At 57.8% G+C, this 15,550-nt stretch carries 12 protein-coding genes and 1 riboswitch; of the genes, 11 read left to right on the top strand and 1 reads right to left on the bottom strand.

Going from position 1 to position 15,550, the window contains the following annotated elements; translation table 11 throughout:
• Positions 1-29 precede the first annotated feature (29 nt).
• Complete coding sequence (locus tag J9777_RS09725) at positions 30-1,055, top strand: substrate-binding domain-containing protein (RefSeq protein WP_209348497.1); 1,026 nt, start codon at positions 30-32, stop codon at positions 1,053-1,055.
• Here the strand turns inward: J9777_RS09725 and J9777_RS09720 are convergent.
• On the bottom strand, positions 1,052-2,077 hold the full coding sequence (locus J9777_RS09720; protein WP_209348496.1) for an aldo/keto reductase: 1,026 nt from the start codon (positions 2,075-2,077) through the stop codon (positions 1,052-1,054). The two genes, J9777_RS09725 and J9777_RS09720, sit on opposite strands and share 4 nt — an antisense overlap.
• 112 nt (positions 2,078-2,189) lie before the next feature.
• Between J9777_RS09720 and J9777_RS09715 the strand changes: the two genes are divergently transcribed.
• The 10 genes from J9777_RS09715 to J9777_RS09670 all read left to right on the top strand — a co-directional run bounded on the left by J9777_RS09715 (position 2,190) and on the right by J9777_RS09670 (position 15,523).
• Positions 2,190-3,176: a metalloregulator ArsR/SmtB family transcription factor gene (locus J9777_RS09715; protein ID WP_209348495.1), complete on the top strand. Its 987-nt coding sequence runs from the start codon at positions 2,190-2,192 to the stop codon at positions 3,174-3,176.
• The gene (metF, locus tag J9777_RS09710; RefSeq protein ID WP_209348494.1) at positions 3,173-4,102 is read left to right on the top strand and encodes a methylenetetrahydrofolate reductase [NAD(P)H]; all 930 of its coding nucleotides are present in this window, start codon (positions 3,173-3,175) and stop codon (positions 4,100-4,102) included. Before J9777_RS09715 ends, metF begins: the two co-directional genes overlap by 4 nt.
• The gene (locus tag J9777_RS09705) at positions 4,099-5,157 is read left to right on the top strand and encodes a homocysteine S-methyltransferase family protein (protein WP_209348493.1); all 1,059 of its coding nucleotides are present in this window, start codon (positions 4,099-4,101) and stop codon (positions 5,155-5,157) included. The genes metF and J9777_RS09705 overlap by 4 nt, the downstream gene beginning before the upstream one ends.
• The gene (metH, locus tag J9777_RS09700) at positions 5,157-7,796 is read left to right on the top strand and encodes a methionine synthase (protein WP_209348492.1); all 2,640 of its coding nucleotides are present in this window, start codon (positions 5,157-5,159) and stop codon (positions 7,794-7,796) included. The genes J9777_RS09705 and metH overlap by 1 nt, the downstream gene beginning before the upstream one ends.
• Positions 7,797-7,850: 54 nt before the next feature.
• Positions 7,851-7,947: riboswitch (glycine riboswitch) on the top strand.
• Positions 7,948-8,105: 158 nt separating this feature from the next.
• Positions 8,106-9,260: a glycine cleavage system aminomethyltransferase GcvT gene (gene gcvT / locus J9777_RS09695; protein WP_209348491.1), complete on the top strand. Its 1,155-nt coding sequence runs from the start codon at positions 8,106-8,108 to the stop codon at positions 9,258-9,260.
• Between the two features lie 4 nt (positions 9,261-9,264).
• Positions 9,265-9,636 (top strand): glycine cleavage system protein GcvH, encoded by a 372-nt coding sequence (gene gcvH / locus J9777_RS09690; RefSeq protein ID WP_209348490.1) that lies wholly within the window; start codon positions 9,265-9,267, stop codon positions 9,634-9,636.
• Positions 9,637-9,736: 100 nt separating this feature from the next.
• On the top strand, positions 9,737-11,098 hold the full coding sequence (gcvPA, locus tag J9777_RS09685) for an aminomethyl-transferring glycine dehydrogenase subunit GcvPA (RefSeq protein ID WP_209348489.1): 1,362 nt from the start codon (positions 9,737-9,739) through the stop codon (positions 11,096-11,098).
• On the top strand, positions 11,095-12,681 hold the full coding sequence (gene gcvPB, locus J9777_RS09680; protein WP_209348488.1) for an aminomethyl-transferring glycine dehydrogenase subunit GcvPB: 1,587 nt from the start codon (positions 11,095-11,097) through the stop codon (positions 12,679-12,681). Before gcvPA ends, gcvPB begins: the two co-directional genes overlap by 4 nt.
• A 57-nt stretch (positions 12,682-12,738) precedes the next feature.
• Positions 12,739-14,817, top strand: a complete 2,079-nt coding sequence (locus J9777_RS09675) for an adenylate/guanylate cyclase domain-containing protein (protein ID WP_209348487.1) — start codon at positions 12,739-12,741, stop codon at positions 14,815-14,817.
• Positions 14,804-15,523, top strand: coding sequence for a hypothetical protein (locus J9777_RS09670; protein ID WP_209348486.1), 720 nt, complete (start codon positions 14,804-14,806; stop codon positions 15,521-15,523). The genes J9777_RS09675 and J9777_RS09670 overlap by 14 nt, the downstream gene beginning before the upstream one ends.
• Positions 15,524-15,550 lie beyond the last annotated feature (27 nt).

The raw sequence follows: 15,550 nt of genomic DNA, 5'->3' as shown, positions 1-15,550 counted from the left end.
GGTATGCACAGAATATGGAGAGGGAAACTATGACAGAGCGCAAAGCGCGCTACCGGGTCACGTCGTTCGACGTCGCCGAGCGTGCCGGAGTCAGTCAATCGACCGTATCGCGTGCGCTCGCTGGCTCAACTGCGATAACCGAGCCGACGCGTGCCAAAGTGATGAAGGCCGCGGAAGAACTGGGCTACGTTGTGGACGAGCGCGCTGCACGGTTGCGGCGAGGTAAGACAGGTACTCTGGCTGTTGTCGTGATTGGCCGCCCTGATGAATCGGCCAGTGGTCTGAACCCGTTCCACTTCTCTTTGCTTGGCAGCGTTTGCGCGGCTGGAGCGAAGCAGGGTTACGAAACGCTAGTGTCCTTCCAATCTGAGGAAGGTCGGTTTTTCGGCAAATATGAAGAGCGCGGCCAGGCAGATGCAATGATCGTGATCGGCACCGGCGTGAATAACGCAGCGTGGGATTACTTTCGTGAATTGAGCGGTGATGGACGGTCGGTGGCCTATTGGAGCTCTCCGTTTGATGAGCTGGAATGGGTTCGCTCGGACAATTATGAAGGCGGCATTTTGGCAACGACTGAATTGCTTGATGCCGGGTGTAAGCATGTTGTTCATATCGGGTCGGCGGACTCGCCGCAGAAGCAATTCGGCGAACGCAATGATGGCTATGCCAAAGCGATCACAGATCGCGGTCTGAAGCCGGTATTGTTTACGGTCGATGAGAGTCTTGATCGCGAAGAACAAGGCCGCAAAGCCGCCCGGGAATTGATCGCTTCCGGCAAGCCATTCGATGGTTTGTTTGTCAGCACGGACACGATTGCATTGGGTGTGCTGGAAGTATTCAACGCTGAAGGTATTTCGGTTCCCGAGGATTGCTCGATGATCGGTTTTGACGGGCTTCGAGCAGGCCAATATTCGAACCCGCCTTTGACCACGATAGAGCCGGACATTGATGTCGCGGGCGCTTTACTGGTGCGCGCTGCATTGGGCGGTGAAGAAGCGACCGAGCGACGAGTTCCGGTGTGCCTGCTTCACCGGCGCAGTGTGAAGCGGCGTTAGCCCTCGCCGAGAACGCTGACTTCCAGATCATGCTTCGGCATCCCGAAAATTCCTGAAACCGAATGCGGGACGTAAGGTGCCTCGAGCGCCTTGATCTCATCTCGCGACAATTCGACATCAAGCGCTGCCACAGCATCTTCGATATGCTTCGGTTTGGTCGCACCAATGATGGGTGAAGTCACTGCAGTTTGGTGGAGTACCCAAGCCAGCGCGATTTGCGCCATTGGTAACCCGCGTTTTTCGGCCAGCGCTGCCACGGCATCGACAACTGCACGGTCATTCGCATCAGCCCGCGAATAGAGTGCTTTGCCGACCAGATCAGTTTGCGAACGATCCGTCTCAACATCCCAAGGTCGCGTCAATTTCCCACGAGCCATTGGACTCCACGGCATCACCGCGACACCTTGATCGGCGCACAGCGGCAGCATCTCGCGCTCTTCCTCGCGGTAAAGCAGATTGACGTAATTCTGCATCGAGATGAAGCGTTTCAGGCCCTTTATCTCGGAGATATGCAGCATCTTCATCAGCTGCCATGCGTACATAGACGACGCGCCGATGTAGCGGACTTTGCCAGAGCGAACGATCGCATCGAGCGTCTCAAGGATTTCCTCCATCGGTGTATCCAGATCAAGACGGTGGACTTGGTAGAGATCGATGTAATCGGTGCCGAGACGACGCAAACTGTCATCCACCGCATGCATTAGTGCTTTGGCAGAGAGACCACCGGTGTTGGGTGCTCGCCGCCACGGAAAGAATGCCTTGGTCGCGATCACAACCTCATCGCGCCGCGACATTTCTTTCAGCAGTTTGCCGGTGATTCCCTCGGAGGTTCCGCCGGAATAGGAATTGGCGATATCGAAGAAGTTGATCCCCGCTTCCAGCGCTTGCCGGATCATCGGGCGCGAAGCGTCTTCGTCCATCGCCCAATCATGGCCGTCTGCCGCGGCATCGCCGAAGCTCATGCATCCGAGGCACAATCGCGAGACGGTCAGGCCGGTATTGCCGAATTTGGTATATTTCATGACGCACTTTCACGGGGGTTAGTTGATGAAACACATCCTATCGGCCGTTTGCGGAGTAGGAAAGTTCCGTATCCACTTGCAGATATAACGATATCTTTATATGCCCTCCGACATGAAGATTGAAACCACCATGCGCGCACTGGCGGATCCTACGCGTCTCCGCATTATGCGGCTGCTGTCAGCGATGGAACTGGCGGTGGGCGAATTGGCGCAGGTTCTCGGGCAAAGCCAGCCGCGTGTTTCACGCCATGTAGCGATCTTGTGCGATGCGGGTTTGGCAGAGCGTCACCGCGAAGGAAGCTGGGTGTTTCTGCGCGCTTCCGTCGGCAATGAGCGCGGCAATCCGGTAGGTGAAGCGGTGTCGCGCCTGCTCGCGACAGCAGAGCGCGAGGATGACGCTTTTGCCACGATGTGCGCCGACGACCGGCGGCAGTTGAAGAATATCCGCGGCGCGCGCGAGGAAAACGCAGCATCTTACTTCGCACGCCATGCCGACGAGTGGGATGAGCTGCGCCAACTACACAGCCCCGATCAGCAGGTCGAAGAACGTTTGTTCCAGGCATTGGGTGAGGAGCCGCTTGGCCAGTTGCTCGATATCGGTACCGGCAGCGGCCGGATGGCTGAATTGTTCGCCCCGCAAGCGGATCATATCGTCGCGCTCGATAAAAGCCTCGACATGCTCCGCGTTGCGCGCGCCAAGCTGCAGAACCTCCCGAGCGACGGCATTGAGTTGGTCCAGGGCGACTTTGTTGCGTTGCCATTTCAAGCGCACCGTTTCGACACCGTGCTGCTGCACCAAGTTCTGCACTTCGCGCAGGATCCAGCAGCGGCACTGACTGAAGCGGCACGCGTCACACGGCCTGCCGGTCGCATCGCGATTGTCGATTTTGCCGCGCATGATCACGAAGAATTGCGCGATCGCCATGCGCATGTCCGGCTGGGCTTTACCGATAAAGCGATCCGCGATCTGCTGCGCGAGGCGGGCTATCAGCCGGCTAAGCCCATTGCGCTTGATGAAGGCGAATTGACTGTGAAAATATGGCTTGGGACCCGCATCGGTGTTCCCGCCTCTACCGATCAGAAAGAGGCAGTCCGATGACCAATGAGCTAGACCCGAAACGCGAAGCGCAAACCGCTGTCGACACGCCGCTCTTCTCCGGCTTGCCGGGCGATATCAATGCGTCCTTCGAATTCTTCCCTCCCAAAACGGAGAAGATGGAAGCGAAGCTATGGGATGCGGTGCAGGAATTGAAACCGCTCGATCCAAGCTTTGTCTCGGTTACTTATGGTGCAGGCGGTTCCACGCGCGAACGCACGCACAACACGGTCGCGCGGATCATCAAAGAAGCGCAGATGCCTGCCGCGGCGCACCTGACATGCGTCGATGCCAGCAAGGCAGAAATCCGCGAAGTCGCGGAGCACTATTGGGAAGCAGGCGTCCGCCACATTGTCGCTCTGCGCGGAGATATGGGCGAGCCGGGCGCGCCGTTTGTGCCGCATCCCGATGGTTATGCAAACGCTGCCGAACTGGTTTCAGGTTTGAAAGAGATCGCCGACTTTGAAATATCGGTCGCGGCCTATCCTGAAACGCACCCCGATGCCGATTGCCCGCAAAGCGATTTGGATAATCTGAAGCGCAAGCTGGATGCCGGTGCCACGCGCGCGATCAGCCAGTTCTTCTTCTCCGCTGACAAATTCTTCCGCTTTCAAGATGCAGCGGCGGCGAAGGGTATCACTGCTCCGCTGCTCCCTGGTATTTTGCCCGTGACCAACGTTGCCCAGGCCCGCAAATTCGCGGGTGCTTGCGGCGCTGAAATACCGGCTTGGATGGACGGCTTGTTCGATGGTTTGGACGAGCGGCCTGCTTCGCGCCAATTGGTTGCGGCTACTGTAGCTGCCGAATTGTGCCGCCGCCTCTATGCCGGCGGTGTGCGCGATTTCCATTTCTACACATTGAACCGCGCGGACCTCGCTTATGCGATTTGCCATATGCTCGGGATGCGTCCCAAAGGTGATGCCCAATGACACCCCTCTCGACCGCGCGTGAGAAACTCAACGCAGAAGCCGCCAAGCGCGTTCTGATTTCCGATGGCGCATTCGGTACGCAGATTCAGAACCGCAAATTGTCTGAAGAGGACTACGCCGGTGATCTGGGTTTGAAAGCCGACCAAAAGGGCAATAATGACATTCTTGCGCTGACACGGCCCGATGTGATCGAAGACATTACCCGCGCTTACTTGGATGCCGGTTCGGATGTGATCGCGACCAACACATTCTCTGCCAATGTCATCAGCCAGGCCGACTATGCGGCAGAGGCATTGGTGCGCGATATCAATGTTGAATCGGGCAAGATTGCGCGCAAACTGGCCGATGAATTCGAAGAGATGGATGGCCGCCCGCGCTTCGTTGCAGGTGCTATCGGTCCGACTAACAAGACGCTGTCGTTATCGCCTGATGTCGAAGACCCGGGCTTTCGTGAAATCGATTTCGACTATCTGACGTCCGTCTATCACGAGCAAGCAGCTGCACTGATTGAAGGCGGCTGCGATTTTATTCTGATCGAGACGATCTTCGATACGCTCAACGCTAAAGCAGGCGTGATGGCGGTCAAGCAGTTGGAGCGTGAGCTGGGCCGCGATGTCCCTATCATGCTGTCGATGACGCTGACCGATCTGTCGGGCCGGAATCTTTCTGGCCATACGGTCGAAGCGTTCTGGTATGCCGTGCGCCACGCCAATCCGATTACTGTCGGGCTGAACTGTTCGTTCGGCGCGGAGCAATTGCGCCCGCATGTCCAAATGCTCAGCAAGATCGCCGATACGCAGCTGATGGCTTACCCGAATGCGGGACTGCCCAACGAACTCGGCGAATATGACGAACTGCCTGCTACCACTGCGTCACTGGTCCGCGAATGGGCGGAGAACGGACAAGTGAATATCCTCGGCGGGTGTTGCGGCTCCAGCCCTGAACATATCGCGGCGATCGCGGGTGCGGTTGAAGGGCTTGCTCCGCGCAAATTGCCGCAACGCGACACGCAAATGCGCCTTGCCGGCCTCGAACCTTTCACGATCGCAGCATAATGACACAGCCCCAAACCGCCCAATTCGTCAATATTGGCGAGCGTACCAATGTGACCGGCTCTGCCCGGTTTAAAAAGCTGATCATGGCGGATGACTATGACACGGCTGTCGAGGTTGCTCGTCAGCAGGTCGAAAACGGTGCGCAGGTGATCGACGTCAACATGGATGAAGGGCTGCTCGACGCAGTTCACGCAATGACGACGTTCCTGAAATTGATTGCGGCGGAACCTGATATCGCGCGCGTTCCGTTGATGATCGACTCTTCCAAATGGGAAGTGATCGAAGCGGGTCTGAAATGCGTTTCGGGCAAGCCCATTGTCAACTCGATCTCAATGAAAGAGGGCGAAGAGCAATTCCTAGAGCAAGCGCGCAAATGCATGGATTACGGCGCGGCCGTGGTCGTGATGGCGTTTGACGAAACGGGTCAGGCTGACACCAAAGAGCGCAAGATCGAGATCTGTTCGCGCGCCTATGAATTGCTGACCGGCATCGGCTTCCCGCCTGAGGACATCATCTTTGATCCCAATATCTTTGCTGTTGCGACCGGTATTGAGGAGCATGATCGCTACGGCCTCGATTTCATTGAGGCGGTGCGCGAGATCAAGGCAAATTGCCCGCATGCCAAGACATCAGGCGGACTATCCAATCTGAGTTTCAGCTTTCGCGGTAACGAGACTGTGCGCCGCGCGATGCATTCGGTGTTTCTCTATCATGCTATCCCGGCGGGCCTCGATATGGCTATTGTCAATGCGGGCCAGCTTGATGTCTATGACACTATTGATCCCACGTTGCGCGATGCCTGCGAAGATGTGATCCTGATGCGCCCTGTCGAGGGTGAAGAGACCGCGACCGAGCGATTGATCAACCTTGCCGAAAGCTACAAAGGCAAGGACGCGAAGGCCGAAAAGGAAGCTGAGGAATGGCGCGGTTGGGCCGTTGAAAAGCGGCTTGAGCATGCGTTGGTCAAAGGCATCGACGCGGATATTGTCTCGGACACTGAAGAAATGCGCGCCGCCACTGAAGAACGCGGTGGCCGACCCATCGAAGTGATCGAGGGCCCGCTGATGGACGGCATGAATGTCGTCGGCGATCTGTTCGGCAGCGGCAAAATGTTTCTGCCGCAAGTGGTCAAATCTGCCCGCGTGATGAAGAAGGCCGTCGCCCACCTGATCCCGTTTATCGAGGCAGAGAAGGCAGGCATGGCACCCGAAGATCAGGCCTCCAAGGGCAAGATTATCATGGCCACCGTGAAGGGCGATGTGCACGATATTGGCAAGAATATCGTCGGCGTGGTTCTGCAATGTAACGGCTATGAAGTGATTGATCTGGGCGTGATGGTGCCGTGGTCCAAAATCCTCGAAGTCGCCAAAGAAGAGGACGTCGACATGATCGGGCTGTCAGGTCTGATTACGCCTTCGCTCGATGAAATGGTGACCGTTGCCGAGGAAATGCAGCGCGCGAATATGACTATGCCGCTGCTGATTGGTGGTGCGACGACCAGCAAAGTTCACACCGCGCTGAGGATCGACGAGGCCTATGACGGGCCGGTGATCCATGTGCTCGACGCGAGCCGTGCCGTAGGCGTGGCGAGTAAGCTCTTGTCCGACACTTTGCGCGATGATTTCGTGCAAGAAGTTGCCGGTGACTACGCGCATGTCCGCGACGTCCGCGCAGGTAAAGCACAGAGCGCATTGCTAACTTTGGACGAAGCGCGGGCCAATTATTACGACGCCTATCTCAGCGACAAAGCAGCGCCGCCGGACAAACCGGGTGTGCATGTTTTCGACGATTGGGATCTGGCCGATCTGCGCGAGTATATCGACTGGACGCCGTTCTTCCGCGCATGGGAATTGCACGGCAATTACCCCGCGATTTTGGAAGACGATGTCGTCGGAGAAGCCGCGCGGCCTCTGTTTGAAGATGCGCAGGCGATGCTCGATCAGATTGTCGAGGAAAAATGGCTGACCGCGCGCGGTGTGTGCGGCTTCTGGCCCTGCGCACGGGATGGTGACGATGTGACCATCCACCGGGTCAATCGCGAGGAGCATGTCGTGCTCCCGTTCCTGCGTCAGCAAGTGAAGAAAAGCCGCGACCGCGCGAATATGTGCCTCGCTGACTTCATCGACCCGGCGGGCGACTGGATTGGCGGTTTCGCGGTCGGCATCCACGGTATCGACTCGCACAGTGCGCGTTTCCAAGCTGACAAGGATGATTATTCGGACATCCTGCTGAAAGCCTTGGCAGACCGTTTTGCAGAGGCCTTCGCCGAGCGATTGCATCAGCACACACGCACCGATCTGTGGGGCTATGCTCCCGGTGAGCAGTTGACCAATCAGGCGCTGATCAAAGAACAATATCGCGGCATCCGCCCTGCGCCGGGCTATCCTGCCTGTCCCGATCACAGCCTTAAGCCGATCCTGTTCGAATTGCTCGAAGCGGAGAAAAACGTCGGACTGGAGCTCACAGAGAGCTTCGCGATGTTCCCTACGGCCGCGGTGAGCGGGTTCTATTTTGGGCATCCGGAAAGCCAGTATTTCGGCGTCGCGCGCATTGGCCGCGATCAGTTGGAAGACTATGCGCAGCGCCGCGGTGTCGATCTATCCACCGCCGAACGCTGGCTGAGGCCCAATCTTGATTGACCGAGGCGCGCTATTCGCGCAGTGAAATATCCGTCGCCAAGGAAGTGATTCTTTGGCCGATGCGCGGGAGAGATCATAGCTTGCAGGAGCTGTGGCACCGAAGGAGCAACCGCCCCGGAAACTCTCAGGTATAACGGACCGCGCATTGGCAGACACTCTGGAAAGCGCCCTTCGCAAGACGGGCCACCGAAGGGGTAAGCGTGCAAGATCCGGTAACGGGCGGCACGTTAAAACTCTCAGGTTACCCGACAGAGGGGGTGCAGAATTGGCGGGCCGTAATGGCGCGTGTGCACTTTGCCGGGGACTGTTATGAGCGACGATACATCTGATACCCACCCAGACGATATGCCGGAGGAGCAAATGCTCCCGTTGGACGCATGGCACCGCAAAATGGGCGGGCGGATGGTCGAATTTGCCGGTTATCAGATGCCGATTCAATATGCCGGAGAGCATGGTGGAATCGTGGCTGAACACAATTGGACCCGCACCCATGCAGGCCTGTTCGATGTCAGCCATATGGGGCAATTGCTGATTTCCGGCGAAGGCGCTGCTGCTGCACTTGAGGCGCTGCTACCGATCGATCTGTCTACGCTGGAATTGGGCATGCAGCGCTATTCTCTGCTGCTCAACGAGGAAGGCGGGGTACTCGATGATCTGATGGTTTCACGCTGGCCGAACGAGTTCTACCTCGTGGTGAACGGTGCGACCAAATGGGAAGATATCGCCCATCTGCGCGAGCATCTGCCCGACGATGTCACGCTCAACCACCTCGAAGACCGTGCTCTGCTGGCATTGCAGGGCCCGGAAGCGTTTGTGGCACTAGACCGCCATGCGACAGGAAAATTTCCTCTGTCATCGTTGGTCTTTATGAAGTTCGGACATTTCGAAATTGATGGCGTCGGGATGAGCATCAGCCGCTCCGGCTATACCGGTGAAGACGGGTTTGAAATCTCGCTCCCGGCCAAGGATGCAGAGAAGATTGCGACGCTGCTGTGCAATGAACCTGAGGTGCAACCGATTGGCTTGGGTGCACGGGATTCGCTGCGTCTGGAAGCTGGCCTTCCGCTTTATGGGCATGATCTTGATACGGAGACCGATCCTGTGTCGGCGCGCCTCTTGTTTGGCCTCGCCAAAAGCCGCCGTGAAACGGGTGGCTGGATGGGCCATGCGACATGCGCCAAGATGCTGGATGAAGGATCGCCGACCAAGCGTGTTGGCCTTAAAGTCGACGGCCGGATGCCTGCGCGTGAAGGCGCATTGGTATTCTCCGGAGACGAACAGATCGGCCGTGTGACCAGCGGCGGTTTCTCGCCTACGCTCGGTTATCCGATCGCGATGGCTTACGTCGCATCCGACTACGCCAAGAAAGATACTCAATTGCAGATTGAGGTCCGGAACAAGCGGCTCGATGCAACCGTTACGCCGATGCCCTTCGTACCGAATAATTACTACCGAGGAGACTGAACCGATGGCCCGTTACTTCACCGATGAACATGAATGGATCGACGTAGAAGGCGATACCGCAACCGTCGGCATCACTGACTACGCGCAAGAGCAATTGGGCGACATTGTGTTTGTCGAAACGCCCGAAGTGGGATCGATGGTCGATAAGGGCGGCGATGCGGCTGTCGTGGAATCAGTCAAAGCAGCAAGCGACGTCTACGCGCCGATCACCGGCGAAGTTGTCGAAGGCAATGCCGCCTTGGAAGAAGACCCCGCGCTGGTGAACACGTCTCCTGAAGAAGACGGTTGGTTCTTCAAAATGACCATCGGTGACAAGGACGAACTTGAAGGCCTGATGGACGCCAAGGCTTACGAGGCGTTTGTCGCCAGCTTGTAATTACCGACGTCATCCCAGCGCAGGCCGGGATCTTTTTCAACATCGTCCGACCTAGCGGACAGCGATCCCAGCCTTCGCTGGGATGACGGGAATTGATAGAATGCGTTACCTACCCCTCACCGATACCGACCGCTCGGCGATGCTCGACACTATCGGCGCTTCCTCTGTCGATGATCTGTTTATCGATGTGCCCGAAGTGGCGCGGCTTGATGGACCGATCCGCGATTTGCCAATGCATGCCGGCGAGATGGCGGTCGAGAAACATATGCGCACGCTGTCGAAGCAGAATCTGGCGGCGGCAGATGCGGCGTTTTTCCTCGGCGCCGGGGCTTATCGCCATCATGTTCCGGCTTCGGTCGATCATATCATCCAGCGCGGCGAATTTCTGACGGCCTACACACCGTACCAGCCCGAAATCGCGCAGGGCACGCTGCAAATGCTGTTCGAATTCCAGAGCCAGGTTGCGCGCCTCTATGGCTGCGCAGTAGCCAATGCATCGATGTATGATGGCTCGACCGCATGCTGGGAAGCGGTGGCGATGGCGCATCGCGTAACCAAGCGCAAGCGAGTGGTTCTCTCCGGCGCGCTGCACCCCCACTATGCTGAAGTCGTTCGCACGATGGCCAAGTTTACCGATGACGATATCGCCGGTGCGAAGCCCGCGATCAGTGCGCAGCCCGACAATGCGGGTCTGATTGCACGGATCGACGACAATACATCCTGCGTTGTGGTCCAATATCCCGACATTTTGGGCCGCCTGCCGGATTTGGAAGAGATTGCCGAAGCAGCGCATGCCAAAGGTGCGCTGCTGATCGCCGTAAACACCGAACCAGTGGCGTTGGGTGCGATCAAGTCACCCGGTGAGCTGGGCGCGGATATCGTCGTGGGTGAAGGTCAGTCGATTGGCGTTGGTCTGCAATTTGGCGGACCCTATCTCGGCCTGTTTGCTGTGCGCGACAAGAAGCATGTCCGCCAGATGCCCGGGCGGCTTTGCGGTGAGACCGTCGATGCCGATGGCAAGCGCGGTTTTGTGCTGACGCTTTCGACACGTGAGCAACATATCCGGCGCGAGAAAGCGACGTCCAACATCTGCACCAATAGCGGACTCTGCGCGCTGGCGTTCAGTGTGCATATGACGCTGCTGGGCGAGAAAGGGTTGCGGCAATTGGCGGCAGAGAACCACCGCCTTAGCTGTATTGCGGCAGACAAACTGGCGGCGGTTCCCGGTGTGACGGTTCTGAACGACAGCTTCTTCAACGAGTTTACAATCATGTTCGATGCGGACGCGCGGCAGATCGTGCGCGATTTGGCCGAAGACAAGATTTTGGCGGGCGTATCGCTTGGCAGGCTGTATCCGGACGTCGATGCGTTTTCCGGCGGATTACTGGTTGCGGTTACCGAAACCACGACCGAGGAGGATATCGAAACCCTCTGTTCCGCGCTGAAGGAGAAATTGGCATGAACGCGCCCAATCAGAGCGGCTGGAAGCCCACGACACCTGCAGCCGGCGAGGGCAAATTTGGCGGTCCCGCAACCACCACCGGCAATAAGGCGCTGATGCTGGAAGAGCCGTTGATCTTCGAGATCGCGGACAATCAAACCACCGGCGTCGATCTGCCCGAAGTGGATACGTCTGCAACCACTCGCCTCGGCGGAATGGCGCGTGATGCGGATATCGGCCTGCCCGGTTTGGCAGAGCCTGAAGCGATACGGCACTATACCCGCCTCAGCCGTCAGAATTACGGAATTGATTTGGGTTTCTTCCCGCTTGGTTCCTGCACTATGAAGCACAACCCGCGCCTCAATGAAAAAGTTGCCCGGATGCCTGGCTTTGCAGACGTTCACCCTTTGCAGCCGGTTGATACGGTGCGCGGTGCGCTCGGCGTGATCAACGAGCTGGCGCATTGGCTGATTAAGCTGACCGGGATGCACGGTGTGGCGATGAGCCCCAAAGCGGGCGCACATGGTGAGCTATGCGGTATCCTGTGTATCCGTGCGGCTTTGGAAGCGCGCGGCGATGCGCGCGAAGTCGTACTGGTGCCCGAAAGTGCCCACGGCACCAATCCCGCGACGGCCGCCTTTGCCGGATACCGCGTTGAGGGCATCCCCGCTAACGCGGATGGCCGTGTCGACCTCGAGGCATTGAAAGCACGCCTTGGACCCGATGTTGCGGCGGTGATGATCACCAACCCGAACACGTGCGGATTGTTCGAACCGGATATGCGCGCGATATCCGATGCGGTCCACGCAGCAGGCGGCTTCGTCTATTGTGATGGGGCGAACTTCAACGCGATCGTTGGGCGAGTGCGCCCGGGTGATCTTGGCGTCGATGCGATGCATATCAATCTGCACAAGACTTTCTCTACCCCGCATGGCGGTGGCGGACCGGGTAGCGGTCCGGTTGTGCTGTCTGAAGCACTCAGTCCCTTCGGCCCGCTGCCATATACTGCGCGTACTAAAGACGGCGTCGTGCACTTGGTAGAGGAAGAGGGCGCAGACGCGTTCGCCAAAGAGCATTTCGGTGGGCCGCTTAGCCATTTCGGGCGGATGACCGCATTCCATGGCCAGATGGGCATGTTCACCCGCGCCCTGACCTACATGCTTAGCCATGGCGCTGACGGGCTTAAGCAAGTTGCCGAAGATGCCGTGCTCAACGCAAATTACATCCTACGCTCGATGGAGGACGTGCTTTACGCGCCGTACGCACCAAGCGGGCCGTGTATGCACGAAGCGTTGTTTGGCGATAAGGATTTTGCCGATGGTCTCTCGACCATGGATCTGGCCAAGGGAATGATCGACGAGGGGTACCACCCGATGACGATGTATTTCCCGCTGGTGGTCCATGGCGCGATGCTGGTCGAACCGACCGAGACCGAAAGCAAAGCGACTATCGATCAGTTTATAACGGCTTTCCGCAGCGTCGTTGAGCGGGCCAAAGCAGGCGATCAAACGCTTGCCACTGCGCCGCACTATGCCCCGCGTAGCAGGATGGACGAGACGCAAGCGGCGCGCAAACCGCTGCTCGCTTATACCGATCCCGAGTAACGCCTAGACTTGACCGGAAACGCTTGAGCGTCTTTCCTGAATTTAGGGGAGGACGTGATGGCGTCTGCGCGTTCAGTAAATTTCATCCAACGCGGCTGGCGCAATGTGCGCGAGGCTGGCCCGAGGCGGCTGGGCCTCACGATCCTATTGGTTGTGCTCGCGCTGATTGTCGCGCGATTTGGCTGGGCGGTGCCAATTATCAATCAGGCCGAGACGGGGATGTATGATTTCCGCGCTTATCAGACTGCCAGCATGCAGGATGTCGAGCAGGATCCGCGTATCATCATGGTCGTCTATGACGAGCAGACGCTGATCAAGGCACAAAAACGTTCGCCGCTCGATCGCGGGATGCTGGCCGCGGCTTTGCGCAATCTCGACAAGCTGGGCGTAAAATCCATCGGTATCGATATTTTGTTCGACCAGCCTCAGGATGAAGATGAAGAGCTGATCGAAACGCTGCGCAATATGCAGACCCCAGTCTCGGTTGCCTATGTGCTGCAAGAGGCAAATGAAGGCGACATCGAATATGAGCAGCAGCTCTATCTCGAAGAGTTTCTGGACCGGCTGCAAGGCAGCAACGCGGTCCCTGCAAGTATCCAGCTCGATAATGCTTTTGACGTTACGCGCCGGTGGCCTCAGCCCGACGATCGCTTGCCGCCAACTCTTACGCGCTCAATGCTGTTGGGAGCGGACGAGGCCGAAAAATCGTTGCCGGGATATGCGGGAGCGATCCGCTACCGCCTGTCGGCGCGCGATGGTCAGAACGATGCGATCGAAGGTGGTCAGGAGGCCATTGCGGAAACGCTGTTCCCGATCATTCCCATCGACTCCCTTGCAGACGAGGAAGTCTTCGCAATTCCAGCAGTGATCGATGAATATCGACCTCTGTTCGAAGGCCGATACATCCTGATTGGCGGCGATCTTGTGGATTTCGACCGCGTGCCGACCAGCGTGTCGGACGGAACCGGCTTCGATCCTCCGGGGTTGCAAGTCCACGCCGAAATGATGGCGCAGATGCTCGACGGGGCAAGCCTCTCCAAGCCGCTGCCAGCAACGCTTTGGGCGCTGGCGATTTTGGTTATCGCAATGGCGGTGCTGACCGGCTTGCTCGAATGGGGCAGTTGGCAAATTTATGCGCTGCTGGGGTTGCAGTTCATGATTATGCTGGGTGCTCCCTTTGTGATGCACTTTCAAGGCGCTGATACCTATGGCCTGCCCGCAGTCGGGTGGCTGGCAGGCTGGGCGATCGCGTTTATGGCGGTGACCTCGACCGCACGGGCCGCAGGGGCGGTGCAGCGTAATTTTGCACAAGGGGCGCTTGGCAAATATCTCCCGCAAGAGATGGCTGCCGAGATTATCGAGAACCCTGAACTTCTCGCGTTGCATGGCGAGAAGAAGGAGATTTATGTCCTTTTCAGCGATCTGGAGGGCTTCACCAAGATGAGCCATGCGGTCTCTCCCGAAATGGTCGCGAAACTGCTCAACCGCTATCTAGAAATGCTAAGCCAAGTTGTGCTCGACCATGGCGGCGTGATCGACAAATTTGTTGGCGATGCGGTGGTTGCTTTTTGGGGCGCACCGATTGCCAAGCCTGATGATGCAGAGCGTGCGGCCAAGGCTGGCTATGCGATCTGGCAAGCTGGCGAAGCCTTTCGTGCGGAAGTCGCTGCTATGGATCCTGACCTCCCGAAAATCGGCAAGACCCGCGTCGGCTTGCATTACGGCGAGGCAGTTGTCGGCAATTTCGGCGGGGATACGCGGATTCAATATACCGCACTGGGTGACAGCATGAATACCGCCGCCAGGCTGGAAGCAGCGAACAAAGCGCTCGAGTCCAGCGTGATGGCTAGCCGCGAATTTGCCGAACGTTCGGGCCTCGATTGGTGGCGTCCGATGGGCCGCGTGGTGCTGCGCGGAAGGGCGCAGCCGGTCGACATTCTGGAGCCCTCTCCGGAGTTCCCTGAGGCAGATCGGGCAAAGATGCACGAAGCTCTCACAATGTCGGAAACTAACAAGACCGGCGCAGCCAGCGTGGTAGAGAGCCTTATCCGAAGCCATCCAGATGACACTGCGCTGGAAAATCTGCTACACCGGATTAAGAATTTGAACGAGGAGGGAGCCTATGTTCTCGGTTAAACCGCTAATGATCTCCGCCGCGCTGGGATGCGCTGCTGTTGTGGCACCTATTGCTGCCCAAGCAGGTGTTGTCATCAAGTCCAGCGGCCCATCAGCTAGCAAATATCCTGTTGGGATGAAGCTGAGTGATAGTGGCCGGATTACTTTGCAGACGGGTGACTCGGTGACCATTCTTGCCAATGGCGGAACGCGTGTGATTAGCGGCGCAGGTACCCACCGCGTTGCCGAACGCGGCAAAAGCAACCGCACAGCCATCGCGGCGTTGACTCGTCGCCGTGCCGCCGGACAAGTACGCACCGGGGCAACACGCGGCGATCCGCCGCCAGCATCGCTGACTAGCCCCAATTTGTGGTGGGTCGATGTTTCAAAATCCGGCACGATGTGCGTCGCGGACATGTCCGCCGTGCAAATGTGGCGTCCCGGGCGTGATCAGGCATCAACCTATGTCATTGCGAGTGCCGAGTCTGCCGAGCATGTCCACGTGACTTTCCTCGAGGACGAGATGGTAACCGCGTGGGACAGCAAACGCCTGCCACTGGCAGAGGGTTCGACCTATTCGATTACCGGCCCGAGCGGCGGAGCTCCCGCAATGATAAAATTCACCCAAATGGACGCAGTACCTGAGGATTTGGACGATCTGACAGTGGCTCTGCTCGGCAAAGGCTGCACCACTCAAGTCGATCTTCTCGCGACCACTTTGATGTGATCGGCTAGTGGGGGATGAGAATTCCCG

It is taken from the genome of Pontixanthobacter sp. CEM42 (assembly GCF_017812015.1).
GTDB lineage: Bacteria > Pseudomonadota > Alphaproteobacteria > Sphingomonadales > Sphingomonadaceae > Pontixanthobacter.
Note: the sequence above shows the minus strand (reverse complement) of the source record. Positions and strands in the feature narration are given on the sequence as shown.

What these genes read in the sequence shown, in the direction of transcription:
- J9777_RS09725 (WP_209348497.1), top strand. Translation starts at nt 30, where the DNA reads ATGACAGAGCGCAAAGCGCGCTACCGGGTCACGTCGTTCGACGTCGCC.
- J9777_RS09720 (WP_209348496.1), bottom strand. Translation starts at nt 2,077, where the DNA reads ATGAAATATACCAAATTCGGCAATACCGGCCTGACCGTCTCGCGATTG.
- J9777_RS09715 (WP_209348495.1), top strand. Translation starts at nt 2,190, where the DNA reads ATGAAGATTGAAACCACCATGCGCGCACTGGCGGATCCTACGCGTCTC.
- metF (WP_209348494.1), top strand. Translation starts at nt 3,173, where the DNA reads ATGACCAATGAGCTAGACCCGAAACGCGAAGCGCAAACCGCTGTCGAC.
- J9777_RS09705 (WP_209348493.1), top strand. Translation starts at nt 4,099, where the DNA reads ATGACACCCCTCTCGACCGCGCGTGAGAAACTCAACGCAGAAGCCGCC.
- metH (WP_209348492.1), top strand. Translation starts at nt 5,157, where the DNA reads ATGACACAGCCCCAAACCGCCCAATTCGTCAATATTGGCGAGCGTACC.
- gcvT (WP_209348491.1), top strand. Translation starts at nt 8,106, where the DNA reads ATGAGCGACGATACATCTGATACCCACCCAGACGATATGCCGGAGGAG.
- gcvH (WP_209348490.1), top strand. Translation starts at nt 9,265, where the DNA reads ATGGCCCGTTACTTCACCGATGAACATGAATGGATCGACGTAGAAGGC.
- gcvPA (WP_209348489.1), top strand. Translation starts at nt 9,737, where the DNA reads ATGCGTTACCTACCCCTCACCGATACCGACCGCTCGGCGATGCTCGAC.
- gcvPB (WP_209348488.1), top strand. Translation starts at nt 11,095, where the DNA reads ATGAACGCGCCCAATCAGAGCGGCTGGAAGCCCACGACACCTGCAGCC.
- J9777_RS09675 (WP_209348487.1), top strand. Translation starts at nt 12,739, where the DNA reads ATGGCGTCTGCGCGTTCAGTAAATTTCATCCAACGCGGCTGGCGCAAT.
- J9777_RS09670 (WP_209348486.1), top strand. Translation starts at nt 14,804, where the DNA reads ATGTTCTCGGTTAAACCGCTAATGATCTCCGCCGCGCTGGGATGCGCT.